Source organism: Jeotgalibacillus sp. 10bf12 (genome assembly GCF_055597105.1).
Window position 1 is genome coordinate 2,561,194 of record NZ_CP200276.1, and the last position, 18,299, is coordinate 2,579,492.

22 protein-coding genes are annotated in these 18,299 nt (G+C 40.3%); 1 reads left to right on the top strand and 21 read right to left on the bottom strand.

Features of this window, described 5'->3' with window-relative positions; genetic code table 11:
* Positions 1 to 2 precede the first annotated feature (2 nt).
* From DH10bf12_RS13290 to DH10bf12_RS13375, 18 genes are all read right to left on the bottom strand, one after another.
* The gene (locus DH10bf12_RS13290) at positions 3 to 503 is read right to left on the bottom strand and encodes a YpoC family protein (protein WP_471735747.1); all 501 of its coding nucleotides are present in this window, start codon (positions 501 to 503) and stop codon (positions 3 to 5) included.
* On the bottom strand, positions 503 to 1,165 hold the full coding sequence (gene nth, locus DH10bf12_RS13295) for an endonuclease III (RefSeq protein ID WP_471735748.1): 663 nt from the start codon (positions 1,163 to 1,165) through the stop codon (positions 503 to 505). The genes DH10bf12_RS13290 and nth overlap by 1 nt, the downstream gene beginning before the upstream one ends.
* A 14-nt stretch (positions 1,166 to 1,179) precedes the next feature.
* A complete protein-coding gene (locus DH10bf12_RS13300) occupies positions 1,180 to 1,860 on the bottom strand; it encodes a DnaD domain-containing protein (RefSeq protein ID WP_471735749.1) in 681 nt (226 codons plus the stop codon).
* A gap of 66 nt (positions 1,861 to 1,926) precedes the next feature.
* On the bottom strand, positions 1,927 to 3,219 hold the full coding sequence (gene asnS / locus DH10bf12_RS13305; RefSeq protein ID WP_471735750.1) for an asparagine--tRNA ligase: 1,293 nt from the start codon (positions 3,217 to 3,219) through the stop codon (positions 1,927 to 1,929).
* A gap of 77 nt (positions 3,220 to 3,296) precedes the next feature.
* Positions 3,297 to 4,487: a pyridoxal phosphate-dependent aminotransferase gene (locus tag DH10bf12_RS13310; protein WP_471735751.1), complete on the bottom strand. Its 1,191-nt coding sequence runs from the start codon at positions 4,485 to 4,487 to the stop codon at positions 3,297 to 3,299.
* A gap of 14 nt (positions 4,488 to 4,501) precedes the next feature.
* Positions 4,502 to 4,969 (bottom strand): hypothetical protein, encoded by a 468-nt coding sequence (locus DH10bf12_RS13315; RefSeq protein WP_471735752.1) that lies wholly within the window; start codon positions 4,967 to 4,969, stop codon positions 4,502 to 4,504.
* Between the two features lie 12 nt (positions 4,970 to 4,981).
* Complete coding sequence (locus DH10bf12_RS13320; RefSeq protein WP_082029163.1) at positions 4,982 to 5,152, bottom strand: YpmA family protein; 171 nt, start codon at positions 5,150 to 5,152, stop codon at positions 4,982 to 4,984.
* Between the two features lie 55 nt (positions 5,153 to 5,207).
* Positions 5,208 to 7,970, bottom strand: coding sequence for an ATP-dependent DNA helicase DinG (dinG, locus tag DH10bf12_RS13325; protein WP_471735753.1), 2,763 nt, complete (start codon positions 7,968 to 7,970; stop codon positions 5,208 to 5,210).
* A gap of 25 nt (positions 7,971 to 7,995) precedes the next feature.
* Complete coding sequence (gene panD, locus DH10bf12_RS13330; protein WP_471735754.1) at positions 7,996 to 8,382, bottom strand: aspartate 1-decarboxylase; 387 nt, start codon at positions 8,380 to 8,382, stop codon at positions 7,996 to 7,998.
* Positions 8,367 to 9,230: a pantoate--beta-alanine ligase gene (gene panC / locus DH10bf12_RS13335; protein WP_471735755.1), complete on the bottom strand. Its 864-nt coding sequence runs from the start codon at positions 9,228 to 9,230 to the stop codon at positions 8,367 to 8,369. The genes panD and panC overlap by 16 nt, the downstream gene beginning before the upstream one ends.
* Positions 9,227 to 10,066, bottom strand: coding sequence for a 3-methyl-2-oxobutanoate hydroxymethyltransferase (gene panB, locus DH10bf12_RS13340; protein WP_471735756.1), 840 nt, complete (start codon positions 10,064 to 10,066; stop codon positions 9,227 to 9,229). The genes panC and panB overlap by 4 nt, the downstream gene beginning before the upstream one ends.
* 217 nt (positions 10,067 to 10,283) lie before the next feature.
* The gene (locus DH10bf12_RS13345; RefSeq protein WP_471735757.1) at positions 10,284 to 11,258 is read right to left on the bottom strand and encodes a biotin--[acetyl-CoA-carboxylase] ligase; all 975 of its coding nucleotides are present in this window, start codon (positions 11,256 to 11,258) and stop codon (positions 10,284 to 10,286) included.
* Positions 11,243 to 12,430 (bottom strand): CCA tRNA nucleotidyltransferase, encoded by a 1,188-nt coding sequence (locus DH10bf12_RS13350; RefSeq protein WP_471735758.1) that lies wholly within the window; start codon positions 12,428 to 12,430, stop codon positions 11,243 to 11,245. The genes DH10bf12_RS13345 and DH10bf12_RS13350 overlap by 16 nt, the downstream gene beginning before the upstream one ends.
* A complete protein-coding gene (gene bshA, locus DH10bf12_RS13355) occupies positions 12,423 to 13,568 on the bottom strand; it encodes an N-acetyl-alpha-D-glucosaminyl L-malate synthase BshA (protein WP_471735759.1) in 1,146 nt (381 codons plus the stop codon). Before bshA ends, DH10bf12_RS13350 begins: the two co-directional genes overlap by 8 nt.
* Complete coding sequence (bshB1, locus tag DH10bf12_RS13360; RefSeq protein ID WP_471735760.1) at positions 13,565 to 14,260, bottom strand: bacillithiol biosynthesis deacetylase BshB1; 696 nt, start codon at positions 14,258 to 14,260, stop codon at positions 13,565 to 13,567. Before bshB1 ends, bshA begins: the two co-directional genes overlap by 4 nt.
* Complete coding sequence (gene mgsA / locus DH10bf12_RS13365; protein ID WP_471735761.1) at positions 14,247 to 14,636, bottom strand: methylglyoxal synthase; 390 nt, start codon at positions 14,634 to 14,636, stop codon at positions 14,247 to 14,249. The genes bshB1 and mgsA overlap by 14 nt, the downstream gene beginning before the upstream one ends.
* Before the next feature lie 12 nt (positions 14,637 to 14,648).
* A complete protein-coding gene (dapB, locus tag DH10bf12_RS13370; protein WP_471735762.1) occupies positions 14,649 to 15,449 on the bottom strand; it encodes a 4-hydroxy-tetrahydrodipicolinate reductase in 801 nt (266 codons plus the stop codon).
* 1 nt (position 15,450) lies between these two features.
* A complete protein-coding gene (locus DH10bf12_RS13375) occupies positions 15,451 to 15,789 on the bottom strand; it encodes a nucleotide pyrophosphohydrolase (RefSeq protein WP_471735763.1) in 339 nt (112 codons plus the stop codon).
* Between the two features lie 56 nt (positions 15,790 to 15,845).
* Between DH10bf12_RS13375 and DH10bf12_RS13380 the strand changes: the two genes are divergently transcribed.
* On the top strand, positions 15,846 to 16,736 hold the full coding sequence (locus DH10bf12_RS13380; protein ID WP_471735764.1) for a YitT family protein: 891 nt from the start codon (positions 15,846 to 15,848) through the stop codon (positions 16,734 to 16,736).
* Positions 16,737 to 16,778: 42 nt separating this feature from the next.
* Here DH10bf12_RS13380 and DH10bf12_RS13385 read toward each other — a convergent pair whose 3' ends face one another.
* Genes DH10bf12_RS13385 through lhaT form a run of 3 tightly spaced genes read right to left on the bottom strand, consistent with a single transcriptional unit; the run spans position 16,779 to position 18,291 of the window.
* Positions 16,779 to 17,456, bottom strand: a complete 678-nt coding sequence (locus DH10bf12_RS13385; protein WP_471735765.1) for a zinc metallopeptidase — start codon at positions 17,454 to 17,456, stop codon at positions 16,779 to 16,781.
* A 56-nt stretch (positions 17,457 to 17,512) separates the two neighbouring features.
* Positions 17,513 to 17,653: a hypothetical protein gene (locus DH10bf12_RS13390; protein ID WP_471735766.1), complete on the bottom strand. Its 141-nt coding sequence runs from the start codon at positions 17,651 to 17,653 to the stop codon at positions 17,513 to 17,515.
* Between the two features lie 35 nt (positions 17,654 to 17,688).
* A complete protein-coding gene (gene lhaT / locus DH10bf12_RS13395) occupies positions 17,689 to 18,291 on the bottom strand; it encodes a lipoprotein heptaprenylglyceryl N-acetyltransferase LhaT (protein ID WP_471735767.1) in 603 nt (200 codons plus the stop codon).
* Between the last annotated feature and the right edge of the window lie 8 nt (positions 18,292 to 18,299).

The window sequence follows — 18,299 nt, forward strand, 5'->3', positions numbered from 1 at the left end:
TGTCAATTTCCGCGCTTTCTTTTTTTTATGGCTGCAAATTTTGCAGATGTTTTAGTCAGCTCCCTGAACATTTCGTCCAGCTGAATATAAGAAAAGTAAACAGCAGGTCTTTTCATTACAAATGAAATTCGTTCATGAGGGTTCATGATGGATACTTCAAATTGTTTAATATCCTCTTCCCATGTTGAAACTGATACATGCATTTCATTTGTCCAGTATATAAGTGTAAAGAAAAGCGAAATTCCCTTCACCATAGGATCAAAAGTCTGTTCAGCATGGCCTTCAAAAAGCGGCCTCATTTCATCTGAAAGACCCTTCCATTCTTCATTTATGGAAACGATCCAGGATTCAATATCCTCCCATGGCTTTTTCTGGTGTTTTAAAGCCTGCAGATCTGCTGCAAAATAAGGGTCAAAACTTCTATTAGCATCTATTTCCACTTCAATATGATCATCCTGATAAAATAATGGATGCTTATACTGATCCGGCAGTATATATTTCATCATGATATCTCCTGATTCAGTTTCTTTTGTCTTTTCTTTCCTTCACGGCATAAGTGCAGCAAAGGACAATTAGCGCAGTCTGGCCTCTGGGCTTTACAGTGATAGCGGCCAAAGAAAATCATTCTGTGATGAGTGACAGACCACTCTTCCTTCGGCACTTTTTTCATCAGCGTCTGTTCCACTTCTAAAACTGAGTCCTTCCATCTGCAAATACCCAGCCTTTTGGATATCCGCTCTACATGTGTATCAACAGCGATGGCAGGCCAGTCAAATGCAACGGACATGACAACATTCGCAGTTTTTCTGCCAACCCCTGGTAAAGTAGTCAGTTCTTTGTGATCTGCAGGGACCTCACCGTTATAATGCTCTATTAATCTTTCACATAAATTACGTATATGCTTCGCCTTATTCCTGTACAGACCTATAGACCTAATATCCTGCTGCAGTTCTTCAAGCGTTACACTCAGGTAGTCTTCAGGCGTTTTATATTTCTTAAAGAGGTCCTTTGTCACTTTATTAACCAGCGCATCTGTACATTGAGCTGATAATAATACAGCGATCGTTAATTCAAATGCATTATCGTGAATTAACTCACAGTGAGCATCCGGAAACATTCTTTCCATTTCATCTAGACACTCTCTAATTTGAGGTTTAGTCAGCATATCATCACTTCCAGTCAATTCTCCAGCCAATTATAAAATGGCGCAGGCTCATGAGGTTTCTCTGTCTGATTTTTAGGTTTTCTGAATTGCTCCCCCTGTTTTTTTGCGTCTTCAGGGGATTTGATGCCTTTTTTCTTCCATTCAAATAAAATACGGTCAATATATCTGAAATTCAGCTTTTCAGATATAACGGCCTCTCTTAATGCAGATTTAACGATCTCCGGACTGTGATCATCCTGATCTATCCACATCGCAAGTGTTTCACATTCAAGGGGTGATAAAGGACGGCCGAATTCCTGTTCGAACATTGTATAAAGATCCGTCTGCATTGCCATCGTCTGTTCAACCGTTTCCTGAAACTGTTCCTGGCCTGCAATATTCAAAATGCAATCCCATAAGGGGTCGAGTGAATAGTGCTCGGTTTTAATTTCTTCTTCACGATTATTTATTTCAAGAAGATTTTTTTTAATTAGCTTTTGAATGATTTTCAGACATTCTGATGAAGTTAAAGTCATTCTTTCAGCGATCTCATCTGGTGTCGGAAAATGATTTCCCTTATCTATAAATGAATGAAGCTGAATGAGCAGCATGCTTTCAGTTTCGGTGAGATTCAGTTTTTTGTAATACTTCAGAAGCATTACAGGAATCGCAGTGTATCCTTCTTTAATCCATTTTTGCAGTGGAAGCTGTGCCACTCTGTCCCCTCCTTTCAGCTTGAAAAATGACCGAAAAAGCAATTGTGCTTATTCGGTCACTTGTCATTAAGGATATAGTCTGTTTAATAGTCTTGGGAATGGAATTGATTCTCTTACATGCTCCACCCCACTGATCCATGCAACGGTTCTCTCAAGTCCCAGTCCAAAACCTGAGTGAGGTACTGAACCGTATTTCCTAAGCTCAGAGTACCACTTGTAAGCTTCGGGCTCGAGGTTATGTTCTCTGATTCGCTGTTCCAGCAATTCCAGGTCATGAATCCGTTCAGATCCCCCAATGATTTCCCCGTAACCTTCAGGGGCAATCAGATCTGCACAAAGCACGACGTCCTCATTGTTTGCATCAGGCTGCATATAAAATGGTTTCAGGCTTGTTGGATAGTGTGTAATAAATACAGGCTTATCATAGCTCTCAGCAATGGCTGTTTCATGAGGCGCTCCGAGGTCGTCACCCCATTTAATATCATCAAAGCCTTTTTCATGAAGAAACTTCAGCGCATCATCATATGTGATTCGCGGGAAAGGCGCTTGAATTTTCTCTAATACTGATGTATCTCTTCCCAGTCTCGTCAGTTCAAGCTGGCAGTTCTTAAGCACAGATTGCACGACATAGGAAACATACTGTTCCTGCACTTCTAGATTATCTTCGAATTCGTAAAACGCCATCTCAGGTTCGATCATCCAGAATTCAATCAGATGACGGCGTGTTTTTGATTTTTCAGCACGGAAAGTCGGACCGAAAGAAAATACTTTTCCAAGTGCCATTGCAGCAGCTTCCATATACAATTGACCACTTTGTGAAAGGTAAGCATCTTCTTCAAAGTATTTAGTATGAAAAAGCTCTGAAGTGCCTTCAGGTGCACTGCCTGTCAGGATAGGCGGATCCACCTTTACGAAACCTTCTTTATTGAAGAATTCATAAGTAGCCCGGATGATTTCATTTCTGATTTTCATGACAGCATGCTGACGGTTAGAACGCAGCCATAAATGACGGTGGTCCATCAGGAATTCAGTACCGTGTTCTTTCGGCGTAATTGGATAATCAGTCGATTCGTGAATCACTGTCAGATCTGTAACATCCATTTCATAGCCAAAAGGCGAGCGTGTATCTTCTTTGATTACACCTGTTACATAAATTGAAGATTCCTGTGTCAGTGATTTTGCTTTTTGAAAAATTTCTTCTCCAACTTCGCTTTTAACAACGACTCCTTGAATAAATCCTGTACCATCTCGTAACTGTAAAAAAGCGATCTTTCCGCTTGAACGTTTATTTGCAAGCCACGCGCCAATTGTCACTTCTTCCCCAACATGGCTGCCGGCTTGAATAATTGATGTTTTCACTTGATTTCCCTCCAGGACAATTAATATCTATCGTTTCATCACTAACGTATTATACCTTTGTTGCGTATATGGTTCAATCAGCGTTTTTTATTTTCAACGTAGTCACCGATTCTTTTCAGCGCCGTTTCAAGTGAATTCAGATCCGTTGCATAAGATAAACGGATGTTATCAGGAGAACCGAATCCTGACCCCGGAATCACTGCAACATTTGCTTCGCTTAAAAGATCTTTTGCAAATTCATCCACTGAATCAAATCCGCATATCCCAGCTGCTTCTTTTACATTTGGAAACAGATAAAATGCTCCCTGCGGTTTAATACAGCGAAACCCGGGGATATTATTAACCTGATCATATACCTTGTTCAGACGGCTTTCGAATGCCGTTCTCATTTCTTCAACAGCATCCTGAGGTCCTTCATAAGCCGCAAGCGCACCGAATTGAGCGGTAGTTGTAGGATTAGATGTTGAATGACTAGCCAGGTTCGTCATCGCTTTGATGAGGTCCTTTCTGCCTGCAGCATAGCCAATTCTCCATCCGGTCATTGAGTGGGACTTGGAAACCCCATTCACAATCATTGTCTGTTCTTTTAAAGCAGGTGAAACTTCTGCTATTGATGTATGTGTCGTACCGTCATAAAGAAGTTTTTCATAAATTTCATCTGATACGATCAAAAGATCTTTTTCGATACATGCCGCTCCAATCGCTTCAAGTTCCTCTCTAGTATAGACCATACCGGTCGGATTACTTGGCGAGTTAATAATAACAGCTTTTGTATTAGGTCCTGCAGCTTGACGTATCTGCTCAGCAGTTACTTTATATTGATTTGCCTCTTTTCCTTCCACAATCTTCGGCGTACCTCCTGCAAGTTTAACCTGCTCAGGGTAGCTTACCCAATAAGGAGTCGGAATGATCACTTCATCACCGTCATTAAGGATTGCCTGAAATAGACAATAGAGTACGTGCTTGGCTCCGCTGCCTACAAAAACTTCAGAAAGATCATATGTAATGTGCTGGTCTCTCTTGAATTTATCAGCGATCGCCTGCTTTAACGCGACTGTGCCGGCTGCTGGCGTATATTTTGTTTCACCGCTTTTCATTGACTGGTAAGCCGCTTCAATAATATGATCAGGCGTGTTAAAATCCGGTTCTCCTGCGCCGAGCCCGATTACATCTTTTCCGGCTGCTTTCAGCTCTTTTGCCTTAGCAGTGATCGCTAAAGTAGTTGATGGTGTTAATGATTTCACTCTGTCAGCAAGTAATTCTCTCATGTTCTTTCCACTCCTCATAAGTTACGGATTGTTCTCCACCAATCGCCGCTTTCAAATTTAACATAATAATAATTCAGAAGCTCATCCTGATCTTCATACACAATTTCCCATACTGGACCAACTGATTCCATGCCGATCTTGGAAGATAAAATTTTGCTTGGTTCATCAGCAGCGTAAAGCATCTCAATGGCCTGTTCTTCTGAGATCCCTGCATCAAATGAAACAGTGACAGAATCCAGCTCATTATTTTCTGGATAAAAGAATAATTGTTCTGTACCCTCAATGCTTCCTGATACGATAAAATAAGCTTCACTGCCATGATAATGGTAGCTGTCTGATACTTCCATCCCTTCTGACTTTGCAGCTTCTTCAGCTATTTCAAGCTCTGCGTTAACCTGCTTGTTCGCAGTAAAATAAATCAGTGCAAAACAGATGATAAACACTGAAACAACAGCAGATAACAAGAGTATCCATTTTTTCATATTAAACCTCACTTATGTTCTATATATCGTAAAAACAGCTTTTGACTGGTCATTTTGATCAAGTGCCAGACCAAACATCAGGTCATCTCTCTTCAGTGAACGATTCAATGCATCTACAATTTTATAAAGATCTTTTGAATGATCCACTGTCACTGTTGAAATGATTTCAATCTTTTCACCCATCAGCTTCACTTCTTTCATCAGATTTATCATAAACAGTATAACAGGTTTATTCCTTCTACAGCCATTCTTCAATGTCAAAGATACATTCATCCAGACTTTTTTCTTCCACCTTCAATCTTGGTATTGAATCTGTAAATGCTTTCCCGTAAGATGCACTAATCAGTCTCCTGTCAAATACCATAAAAATACCGCGATCATTTTCGTGCCTGATCAATCTCCCAAAGCCCTGTCTGAATCTGAGTACTGCTTTTGGAAGGGAGACTTCCTGAAACGGATTTCTGTTTTCACTTCTTGCACGCTCCCACTGAGCTTTTATTAATGGTTCATCCGGTGGTGAAAAAGGCAGCCTGACCATGACAAGACAGGATAAGTCCTCCCCTGGTATATCAAGACCTTCCCAAAAGCTGCTTGTACCAAATAAAACAGCTTTATCAAATTTACGGAAGTTTTTTGAAAGCTTTGTTCTGCTTCCTGCTGATATCCCCTGAGCGATCAGTACAAAATCCTCCATCTGCTGGCTTTCTTTAATCAATTCATAGGTGTTGCGCAGCATTTCATGAGATGTGAAGAGTACTAACATTCTTCCCTGGGTTGCTTCTGCAATAACAGCTAAATGCCCCGTGATCCATTCAACGTATTCCTCAGGAGACACTGACTTAATATCCGGAAGATCATTAGGCACCATCAGCCTGACATGGTTCTGATAATCAAACGGGGATTCGTATTTTTTCGTGATCAGTTTTTTCCCTTCCAGGCCTGATGATTGAATAAAATAATTAAATGAGTCATTAACAGCGAGCGTAGCACTTACTGCTGCAGAAGGGATCTTATCATCAAAAAAGGCCTGCTGTATTTTTGCTTTAAGATCGAGTTCGTTCGCCACAATTGTCAAACTGCCCGGAACTGACCTTAAATCACCTTCGATCCACTTCACATGATGATCATTCTTTCTGATAAAAATCATTCTGATCATGTCTATCAGACGTTCCCATTCCTGAACCAGTGCACCAGCATCTTCAGCTGCAGCTTTTTCAGTTACAGTCAATTTTGTTTTCTTTTTCCCGATTGCATCAAGCTGAACAGATAGAACTTTTAGACAGCTCTTCAATTCAAAGAAAAGTCTTTCAAAACTGTATTTTACATATTTCCAGTCATCTTGCGTTTCCGCACATAAAAGCAGCTTTTGCCTTTGAAGTCCCTTTTGCCGCTTTACATGCTGTTTAAAAAATTGACCCAATTGATTAAACGATGCATCTGTTTCCTGATTTAATTTCTCAAAGCAGTCAGTATTTAATCTCTCACTTTTGATGTCATATTTATTTAAAATCAAATGGATCTTTTCTGATATGCCTTCATCCTGAGACCCTGTCAGACGAGTGATAGCAAACTTTATTTTCATATAATCGAGCCTGATTCCCCATTGATTTCTGCAAGTGTCTTCTAGATGGTGTGCTTCATCAATCATTAAATAATCATAGCGCGGAAACATCTGAACCTCTTTATGCTTATCAGCAGCAAGCATTGAATGATTTGTAATCACAATATCAGAGTGTTCAGCCTTCGTAAGAGAATAGCTGTAGAAATCTCTTTCTGCCCATGGGTCCTGATTTTTATCTAAATACCAGCCGCTATGTCTGATTCTGTTCCAGTATAAGAGGCTCCCGCCTGAAAGATTTAATTCATCAATATCACCGGTTTCGGTTTCTGTCAGCCAGGTTAAAAGCTGCATTTTTGCAAGCACTGTATCGTACTGGCGATCTGCTTCTTTCAATGACTGTTCAAATTTCAACATGTGAATATAATTGCTTCTTCCTTTTAAAACGGTAGCTGAGATTGAATCATTCAGCAGCTGGTTCATTTTTTCCGCAGTTAACATCAGCTGATCCTGCTGCTGAAGTGTTTGAGTTGTTATTAATATTTTTTTACCTCTGCTCACTTTAATTATGGCAGGGATCAATAAGCCGAGCGTTTTTCCTACTCCGGTTCCCGCTTCAATGACTGCGTGCATTTGCTGGTCAAATGCAGTTAAAAGGTCACTGATCATATTCAGCTGAGCTTCTCTTTTTTGATATCCCGGCACGAGCTGTCTGATAAAAGGTTCAATGCTAAAGTCAGCTGGCTGGCTCTGCTTTATTGTGAATTTTTTCTTCTTAACTGCGATGCCCCTGAAGACCTCAAGCTCTTCAGGGAGATCGGTTAAATTCTTCTTTTTTTCATGTATACATGCTTCAAAAAAAAGAGTCAGATCACTTTTCAGGAAAGCAGACTGAACAGAAAGCTGTTCGACAGTGATTAACGGCAAAGACATTACTTTATTATGTAAAGAGATCAATAATTCAGCTGTTGCCAGCGCATCGCTGTCTGCCTGGTGGGGGCGATCATGATCCAGTGACAGATTATCAGTCAGATCACCGAGTTTAAAGCTTGCTGCTTCAGGCATCAATGCCCGTGACAGCTCAACTGTATCCCATGTTTCACCTGAAAACTCATGATAACCTGCATCGGATAATTCACCATTTAAAAAAGGCAGATCAAACTGAACATTATGTGCAACAAAAACAGCCCCGTTCAGCATCTCATTGATTCGGGGAGCAATCACTTCAAAATCAGGTGCACCTTCAATATCCTGATCTGTAATGCCGGTAAGTTCGGTGATAAAAGCAGGAATCGGCTGCTTCGGGTTTACAAATGATGAATAGGCTTCTGTAATTTGCATGTCTTCAATCAGAACGACCGCAATCTGAATCATGCGGTCGCCTCTTTTATATGAATTTCCTGTTGTTTCTATATCCACCACTGCAATTTTTTCTGATTTCATACCTGTCACAGCCTTTATCTGATTTCTAGCCCATTACTGTTGCTTCAGGCTCATGATGAATCATCTCTGTAATTTCGTTATGCTCATTCATAATTGCCACTTTTGGCTGGTGGTGTTTCGCAGCTTCGTTTTCAACCAGCATGTATGAGATAACGATAATCACATCGCCTTCCTGGACCAGTCTGGCTGCTGCACCATTTACACACATAACACCGCTGCCACGCTTACCTTTAATAATATACGTTTCAAAACGCGCACCGTTATTGTTGTTTACAATCTGTACTTTTTCGTTAGGATACATGCCCACAGCATCTAAAATATCCTCATCTATTGTGATACTTCCTACATAATTCAGGTTAGCTTCTGTAACCCTTGCTCTATGGATTTTACCGCTCATCATTGTTCTGAACATGCTGATTCCTCCTCAGTCGTAAATATAATATTGTCGATTAACCTTGCCCGCTCAAACCTCACCGCAGCAGCTATAATCAGACGGGTATCTGACTCAGAAGGCGCCTTTAATTCCGGGTAGGTGAGGATCTCAATATAATCAATCTCCCCGCTGACAGCTGAGAGCTCCTGTTTAAAATGTTTGATAGCAGCTTTTCTGCTGTCATTGATGTAAATTTCAGAACTTGATTTTAACGCTTTATAAATAACAGGTGCTACTTTTCGTTCATCATCACTCAGATATACATTTCTAGAGCTCTTTGCAAGCCCATCATCTTCCCTGATCGTTTTTACAGTAATAATTTCAGTTGGAAAATGCAGGCTCCCTGCAAGTCCTTCTACGACTGCAACCTGCTGTGCATCTTTCTGGCCGAAGAAACTTTTGTCCGGATCAACTATATTAAATAAAATCGATAAAACCGTTACAACCCCGTCAAAATGTCCAGGTCTGGACGCTCCACAGAGAACATCAGTCCGGTCAACCGCTTTTACTGTCACAGAAGGGTCTTTAGGATACAGTTCTGTCACGTCAGGGTTAAAAAGTATATCTACACCTGATTTTTCTGCAAGTGATATATCTCTTTCAATATCTCTCGGATATCTGTCAAAATCTTCTCCAGGTCCAAATTGAAGCGGATTAACAAATATGCTCATGACAGTTATATCACACTGATTGACTGACTTGTCCACCAGGGATAAATGACCTTCATGTAAAAAACCCATTGTCGGAACAAAGCCAATCGTTTTGCCTTGTTTTTTATAGGCGTTGATATATTTTTTCATTTCACGGGCAGTGCTGATAATATTCACGACTTCGTTCCTCCGTAAAGTGAAATTCTTTCTTCTTCTTTGAGATTAAAGGAATGTGATTCAGCAGGAAACTCCTGCTTTTTAACTTCATCATTATACTGTTTAATTGCGCCGGTTATATCCGGATAGATATCAGTATATTTTTTTACAAACTTCGGCACGCGGTGATCACCATATCCGATCAGGTCATGGAATACCAGGACCTGGCCGTCTGCCTGCACACCCGCTCCGATTCCTACTGTAGGTATCGTACATTCAGCTGAGACTTTTTCTGTTATCTGCTGAGGAATACATTCCAGTACAACTGAAAATGCACCGGCTTTTTCACAGGCTATGGCGTCGTTGATCAGCTGTAGTCCCTGCTCTGCAGTTTTCGCCTGCACTTTAAAACCGCCAAGTACTCCGGCACTTTGTGGCGTCAGCCCCAGATGAGCCATAACCGGAATACCACTTTCCACAAGTGCTTCGATCATTGGCAGCACATTACCAGCACCCTCGACTTTCACTGCATCAGCACCTGATTCCTGCATGATTCTAGCAGCGGATTTCAGCGTTTGTTCTCGTGATAAATGATAAGTCATAAAAGGCATATCCACTACAATAAAAGTGTTTCTCGCACCTCGTCTGACCGCTTTTGCATGATGTATCATATCTTCTAGTGTGACGGGAACCGTTGAATCATACCCAAGCACAACCATCCCGAGAGAATCCCCCACCAGGATCATATCTGTTTGTGCCTGTTCTGCTGCTTTAGCAGACGGGTAATCATAGGCTGTCACCATTGTTATTTTTTCACCGTTTTGTTTCATGTTTAAAAAATCAGCAGTTGTTTTCATATTTTCTCCTCCTCTATTTCAGAGGGAAACGAAATCCCTGCAGACATAAATAAAACCTTCTGATAGACAGAAGGATGCCGCAGATTATTCCGGTCCTCTGTCCCTGTCACATAATGGATCAAGGCAGATCATTACAGTTTTTGATAGAAAGGTGCAGTTCTTTAAGATACTGCCCAACCACAGTATAACAGATCACTCCTGATCCCAGCTATAAAAACTACTCAATATCGGCTGAGTAGATCAGGTGCGTTTCTCCGCTTTCGTCAATCAGTTTTAAAACCCCATCATTTGTAATCCCGGAAGCAAATCCTTTAATTTCGTTATTCAATGTTCTTGCAGTAATCTGTTTACCTATCGTGACAGCATATTTTTCCCAGACCTCTTTGATCGGTTCAAAACCTTCACTGATATACATAGCATAATATTTCTCAAGGTTAAACATAATTTCCTGAACAATACTCGCTCTTGAAAATGTTTTACCACTTTCTATATGAAGTGAAGTGGCAATGTCACGGATTTCTTCCGAAAAATCATCAGTTGACTGATTCACATTAATCCCCATCCCGATAATAAGTGAATGGATCTGCTCACTGTCTGCCTGCAACTCCGTTAAAATACCTGTAACCTTTTTGCTATTGATCAGCAGGTCATTAGGCCATTTAATATCAACCGAGAGGAAACATGTGCTTTCTATTGCTTCTACAATGGCTACTGCGGCTATTAATGTGAATTGCGGAGCTTTTTGCGGAGGGAGAGAGGGTCTGAGTAATAAACTCATCCATATTCCCGTTCCTTTTGGTGAATACCATGAACGCGCCATCCGCCCTCTTCCTGATATCTGTTCCTCTGCAATGACAAGAGTGCCTTCAGGTGCATTCTCCTGAGCAAGACGATGTGTGATTTTTTGTGTACTTTCTACTGATTCATAGAAGTGAACAGTTCTGCCGAGCTTGTCAGTTTTTAAGCCGACCAGGAGATTATTTTCATTTAATTCATCCGCCTTTCCAAGCAGCCTGTATCCTTTCTTCCGCTTAGACTCAATCATAAATCCCGATGATCGTAAATCTTCTATGTGCTTCCATATAGCCGTTCTCGAACATCCTGCCTGGTCTGCCAGTTCCTGACCGGAAAAATAACTGTTATCAGAAGAAGACAGAGCAGTCAGTATTGATTCTCTTATTTTTGAAGCCATTCTGATTCCACCCACTCTTTTATATCACATAAGTTATTTTCAAGCTCTTCATCTAAAATCAGTTGTTCTATTGCTGATGTGCAGTCTTTCACCCATGCTCCGCCTTTATTACCCGTCCATTTAATTAAATGTGTCCCTTTGAAAGCTAAGTCTGATCTGGATTTAATTCTCATTGAATGATACAGGTCTATCATATAATGCGGGTTATATGGCCTCTGTTCAAGCACTGCTGCTATCTTCTCAGCAGCTGTAACAGACTCTATACCCATATGATAAATATCCGCTCTGGTAAATGCTCTCTCAGCCCTGATCGCCAGAAGATCAAATAGTAACAGCTGATTTTTGATTGTTTTATTAGACATTTTCCACTGCTTCAGCAAATTTCTCACATCGTCAAATTCTCCGACTGAAATGATCAGCGCAAGACGTTCTTCAGTATTTAACAACTTCCAGTCTAACTTTCCTAGTGACTTCACAACTTTTTCTGTTATGAGTTTAGGCATATAGGTATGAATATTTGCTTTTATTACACAGTGCAGTGCTCTCTCCATCGCAGGACCACTGATCAGTTTTTCAAGTTCTGCTGCAATCCGTTCCGTCGCAACTTTTGAGAGTCTCTGGGCATATACGCCGATCGCTTCAAACGTGTGATATTCAATTGAAAAATCCAGCTGTGATACAAATCTGACTGCCCTTAGCATCCTAAGTGCATCTTCTTCAAACCTCTCCATGGGAAGACCTACAGTTTTGATTTCTTTCTTTTGGAGGTCATCTCTCCCGCCAAAAAGATCTGTTAATTCATATGAAGAAGAGAGCGCCATTGCATTTATCGTGAAATCTCTTCTTTTCAAATCCTCTTCAAGAGACCTGACAAATGTAACTTCATCAGGTCTTCTGCTGTCGGAATAAGTGCTTTCAGTTCTGAAAGTGGTCATCTCAAACTGACCTCTTTCATGGAGTACCAGAATCGTTCCATGATCGATGCCAACATCTATCGTCTTTTTAAAAATCTGTTTAATTTCTTCCGGCGTTGCAGATACAGCAATATCAATGTCATTGATTTCCCTGTTCAGGTAATAATCACGTACACAGCCTCCAACAAAATAAGCCTCATAGCCATTAGCTTCTATTTCTTTTAAAACAGGCAGTGCCTGACTGAACAATTCATTCATTGTACATGTCTCCATTTAGCAATTCATCATACATTGCTTCATACTGTCTGATAATTTTACTTGAGTGAAAATCATTCTGAACCGTGACGACAGCCTGACGCGAAAAAGATGAATGCAGCTCTTCGTTTTTTAGAAGGTTTACAGCTGCTTTGGCCATAGAATCAGTATCACCAACAGGGAAAATATAACCGTTCTTCTGGTCCATAATCACCTCAGGTATACCGCCTGCATCGGTTCCGATACACGGTACACCACAGGCCATTGCCTCTAAAGCAACAAGACCAAAGCTTTCTTTTTCAGATAATAGTAACATCAGATCACTGATGGAATACAGTTCTTCGAGGTTATCCTGTTTACCAAGGAAGAGCACGTGTTCTTTAATGCCCAGTTCATCCACTTTTTTCAGGACTGCTGACATTTCAGGGCCATCACCGGCAAGAATTAACTTTGAAGGCAGTTCTTTATGAATGTCTGCAAATACTGTTACGACGTCGAGTACTCTTTTCACCTTTCTGAAGTTAGAAACATGAATAATAATTTTTTCCTGCTCTGTTATGCCGTAATCCTTTTTCAAATAATCTGACTGTACTTTCCTGTAGATTCTTTCATCAAGAAAGTTATATAGTACATCAATCTCTTTATCAGGCGCTATCAAATCTTTTGTCTGTTTTACCAGCGCTTGCGAAACAGCAGTTACTCGATCAGATTTTTCAATTCCGAATTTAATCGCTTTAGTCAGACTGTCATCCACACCAAGTACTGTAATATCTGTCCCGTGAAGTGTGGTAACGATTTTTACATTACTATTTGCCATCTGCTTACCCATAATCGCACAGACTGCATGAGGAATAGCATAATGGACATGCAATATATCAAGCTCTTCCCTTTCAATGACATCTGCCATTTTATTAGCAAGAGCAATGTCATAGGGCGGGTATTGAAATACAGAGTAGTGATTTACCTCCACCTGATGAAAATAAATATTTGAATACATTTTGTTCAGTCTAAATGGGATACTCGATGTAATGAAGTGAATCTGATGTCCTTTTTCAGCAAGCAATTTACCAAGTTCAGTCGCAATTACACCAGATCCGCCAACGGTCGGGTAACATGTAATACCTATTTTCATTTTTTTCATAATACACCTGCAATATTTCTATTAATGAGTAAAGGTTTATCACTTATAAACCCTTCTGCCATTTTCACTTCAACTTCTTTACCGAAAACCTTATCTCTTGAAATGACTGTTTCTATGTAATCATCAGTCAAGGGTGTCTGTACACCATCCACAGGTGTGAACTGACTTTTGTATGAAGAAAGAGCACTTACTTTCTGTTCACTGAAATCTGTTATGTCTACGACAAAATCAGGCTTATGTATGCCATTGATCATATAATGATAAAGGATAGTTTTATGTGGTTCCTGTCCGGTTTTAAATTTTCGGATTCTCGCTGAAAATACAGCTTCAATCACTAGCTTCGCAGCATGGATATGATCGGGGTGCCTGTCTTCATAATATGGACAGAATACAATTTTTGGCCTGACATCTCTTATTACCTTTACAACCCGCTCAATTGTGTGAATGTCGGCAGTTATATTTCGGTCACCAAGATCAAGATTGATTCTTTCATTGACACCGAGAATTCCTGCTGCGTTTTCAGCTTCGATCAGTCTGTTTTCAGGCGTACCGTTTGATGACAATTCAGCTTTTGTCAGGTCACAGATCACTGCAGTCATTCCCTCATCTATCCACTTGGCAAGCGTGCCACCCATCCCGATCTCAACATCATCCGAATGAGCGCCGATTGCCAATATATCAGCTTTTGACATCTCTAAGGTCCCCTCTTATAATTCCTCTGATCAAAATATCAGCAGATCCGATATTGGTAGCCATCGGAATATTATAAACATCCCCAAGCCTTACGAGTGCAGATACATCCGGCTCATGTGGCTGCGCTGTCAATGGATCCCGGAAAAAGAAAACTGCATCCAGCTCCTGATTTGCAATTTTTGCGCCAATTTCCTGATCACCGCCAAGAGGACCGGATTTGAACCTGTGGATCGGCAGATTAGTCAGTTCAATAATTTTTTTCCCTGTTGTCCCGGTTGCGAATAACTGATGCTTCGCAAACTCATCTTTAAATTCATCAACAAATTTTAATAGCGCTTCTTTTTTCTCATCATGTGCGATTAATGCGATATTCATTTAACCATCTCCTTAATCAATAATGTTTTCCACCCCATAGATCAATTCTTCCAGATCCATAATTGTATGAATACACAGCTTTACACCTGACATAAAGGACCCTCTATCGTGTGAATCATGCTTAATGGTGAGGAGCTGACCTTCTCCGCCAAACATGACCTGCTGATGAGCTACAAGACCGGGTAGTCTGACGCTGTGAATCCGGATGCCTTCAACATCACCGCCACGGGCACCTTCGACTGTTTCTTTTTCATCAGGATGGCCCTGCTGCTTTGCTGCACGCTGCTCTTGAATCATTTCGGCAGTTTTTAGTCCTGTGCCTGATGGTGCATCAAGTTTCTGGTCATGATGCATTTCAATGATTTCTACATCTTCAAAGTATTTTGCTGCCATTTGTGAAAATTTCATCATTAAAATCGCACCGATTGCAAAATTTGGTGCAATGATTGTACCTAACTGATTTTCTTTTGACAGCTCTTTCAGCTCTGCTAGTTCCTCTTTGGTAAAACCGGTCGTTCCAATAACCGGTCTGACTCCATTTTGCAGGGCTGTTTTAGCATGTAGGTACCCTGTTTCAGGTGTTGTGAGATCTACAAGCACGTCGGGTTTCACAGTGCTGAAGCATTCCTCGGGACTTGTAAATATGACAGCATCCGAACTGAAGCCCTCCAGATCAGACAGCTTTTGCTGATTAAACTGTCTGTCAATAACAGCGGAAAGGTTCATCCCTTCAGTCTGTTCTACTAATTTCACCGCTTCTTTTCCCATTTTACCGCGTGGTCCTGCAATGACTACTGAAATTTCATTTGTCATATTACTGATCCTCCTTCTTTGTCCATCTGTCTTTATCTCTCGTTCTGAATTTATTCATTACTTTATGGTGCGCATCTTCGAGGCTGATTCCCTGCTCGTTCGCAAAGCAGATTATGACAAACAGTAAATCACCCAGTTCTTCTTCAATTGTGCTTGCATCTTCAGTACTTTTTTTTGGCTTCTCACCGTAATGATGGTTGATTTCTCTTGAAAGTTCTCCTAATTCTTCAGTCATACGGGCAAGCATCGTTAAAGGTTTAAAATACCCTTCTTTAAACTGGCCAATATACTGATCTACATCGTCCTGCATATCTTTTACTGTAAAATATTTATCTTTCATCTGGCACCTCCATAATATTGCTAATAGATCGTCAATTAGCATATAATGTTGAACGTATGTATAAAGGGGGAATTGTATTGTTTGGTCTAAAATTTAAGAATATACTCTTTATTATTCTGGGTGCTGCTATATTCAGTTTCGGTATTGTTCATTTTAACATTCAGAATAACCTGGCTGAAGGCGGTTTTACAGGGATCACGCTATTATTATACTTTATATTTGATCTGAAGCCTTCAATAACGAATTTGCTATTAAATATTCCGGTGTTTATCGTCGGTTGGAAACTGCTTGGATTAAAGTCTTTTTTGTATACACTGCTTGGAACATTAAGTGTATCACTTTTTCTTGAATTATTTTATATTTATCAATTCTCGATCCCACTTTCAAATGATTTGTTTTTGGCGGCACTGTTTGCAGGCGCCTCTATTGGAGTGGGGCTCGGGATTATTTTCAGATATGGAGGTACCACAGGAGGCGTGGATATTATTGCGCGACTTGTAAAAAAATATGCCGGATGGAGCATGGGGCGGACAATGTTTATTTTTGACGCTGCTGTGATTATTTTGTCTCTGGCCACTTATCTGAACTATAGAGAAGGCATGTATACTTTAGTCGCTGTTTTTGTCGGTGCAAGAGTCATTGATTTCATGCAGGAGGGCGCATACACTGCAAGAGGCGCCATGATCATCTCGCCAAAACAAAAACAGATTGCCGACCTGATCTCAGCAGAAATGGATCGTGGTGTCACAGTTCTTACAGGTTATGGACATTATTCCAAGGAAAAACGTGAAGTGTTATATTGTGTAGTCGGAAGAAATGAACTTGTCAGATTGAAAAACCTGATTACTTCAGTAGATCCTCATGCTTTTGTATCTGTTACTGATGTTCACGATGTGTTAGGAGAAGGTTTTACTTTGGATGAAAACAAAAAACCGATAGAAACTTAAAAAAGCCGTAAGCTTCTTTATCGAAGCTTACGGCTTTACTTTTTAATCGTCTCCATTCATTCCAATAAACATCAGAATAAATCTTAGCAATTCAAGCAATGCAACTAATGCAGCTGCGACATACGTGAGCGCTGCAGCGTTTAGTACTTTCTTAGCGTGAGGTTCTTCTTCATTTCTAATCAGTCCAATGCCGACCATCTGATTCATTGCACGGGATGAAGCATTAAACTCAACCGGCAATGTAACGAATTGGAACAAAACTGCTGCAGCAAAGAAAATAATCCCGCCAAGCATGAATTCCATTGAACCAAGAAGCATACCTGCAATAATCAGAATAAAGGAAAAGTTTGAACCTAGATTCGCCACAGGAACTAGCTTATGGCGCAATCTTAAAAATGCATAACTTTCTGCATCCTGAATAGCATGTCCCACTTCGTGGGCTGCTACAGCTGCTCCGGCAACTGACATTCCATGATAATTGTCAGGTGAAAGGACAATTTCTTTCGTTCTCGGGTTATAATGATCACTTAAAAATCCCTTACCAGGTTTGACAGACACATCATAAATCCCGTTTTCATGAAGGATTCTCTGCGCAACTTCAGCACCAGTCAAATTTGCTGTTGTCTGAACTTTTGAATATTTTTTATACGTCTTTTTCACACGGCTGCTCGCCCATAAAGGCAAAATTAAAATCAGCGCAAAATAAATCAGGATTTCCATTCAGACCCTCCATTTTATTTGTTTGATTAAATTTTACCTTTGAATTAAATTTACTGTCAATTATTACGTTCACGGTCCGGCATATTCTTTTTCTGTCCGACATATTTTCGCCATGAAACATAGGATAGAATTGATATGATGGAACTCAGTGTAAATATACTTAATACAATAAACGGAATATTGAACACTGCAAGCATAAGTCATTCCTCCTTGACCTATGCTATGCCCGCAATTAATTTCTATGTAAAGTCCTCTGCCAGTCTTTTCGATATAACCCTACATACCATGCGATAAAGACTGAACATACACTTAACCAGAATGTGAAATAACCGATGTGGTCAATCATTTCAGATAATCTTGAATACACAGGATACTGCATATACACATAATCAATCACATCATTATGAAACGTCCATCCAGCAGCAAGAACGATGTGCCAGACTTTCATTCTGTAAAAAGGAGCATATAAAAGACCCTGTAGAGCCATCGCAGCATGAGAGAGTACGAGCATCCATGCAACTGCAGACATTTCACCTGTCACACCCCAGGTCAAAAGATTCATAACAACTGCCCAGATCCCATATTTAAAAAGCGTGATCATCGCCAGTGCTTCTATAAGTGGCCACTGCCTGTTAATTAAATAGCCGAATAGGACAATGGTAAAGAAAAGACTGGCAGTTGGACTGTCAGGAACAAAGACCAAAAAGATGGGTTCTGTATCGGCCAGCTGAAACCTGTACCAGTAATATCCATAAATTGTTCCGAGCAGATTAACGATAAATAATATGACAAGAAAATATTTGTTTGTCAGCCATGAAAAAATGTATTCCTTCATTTGTTCAC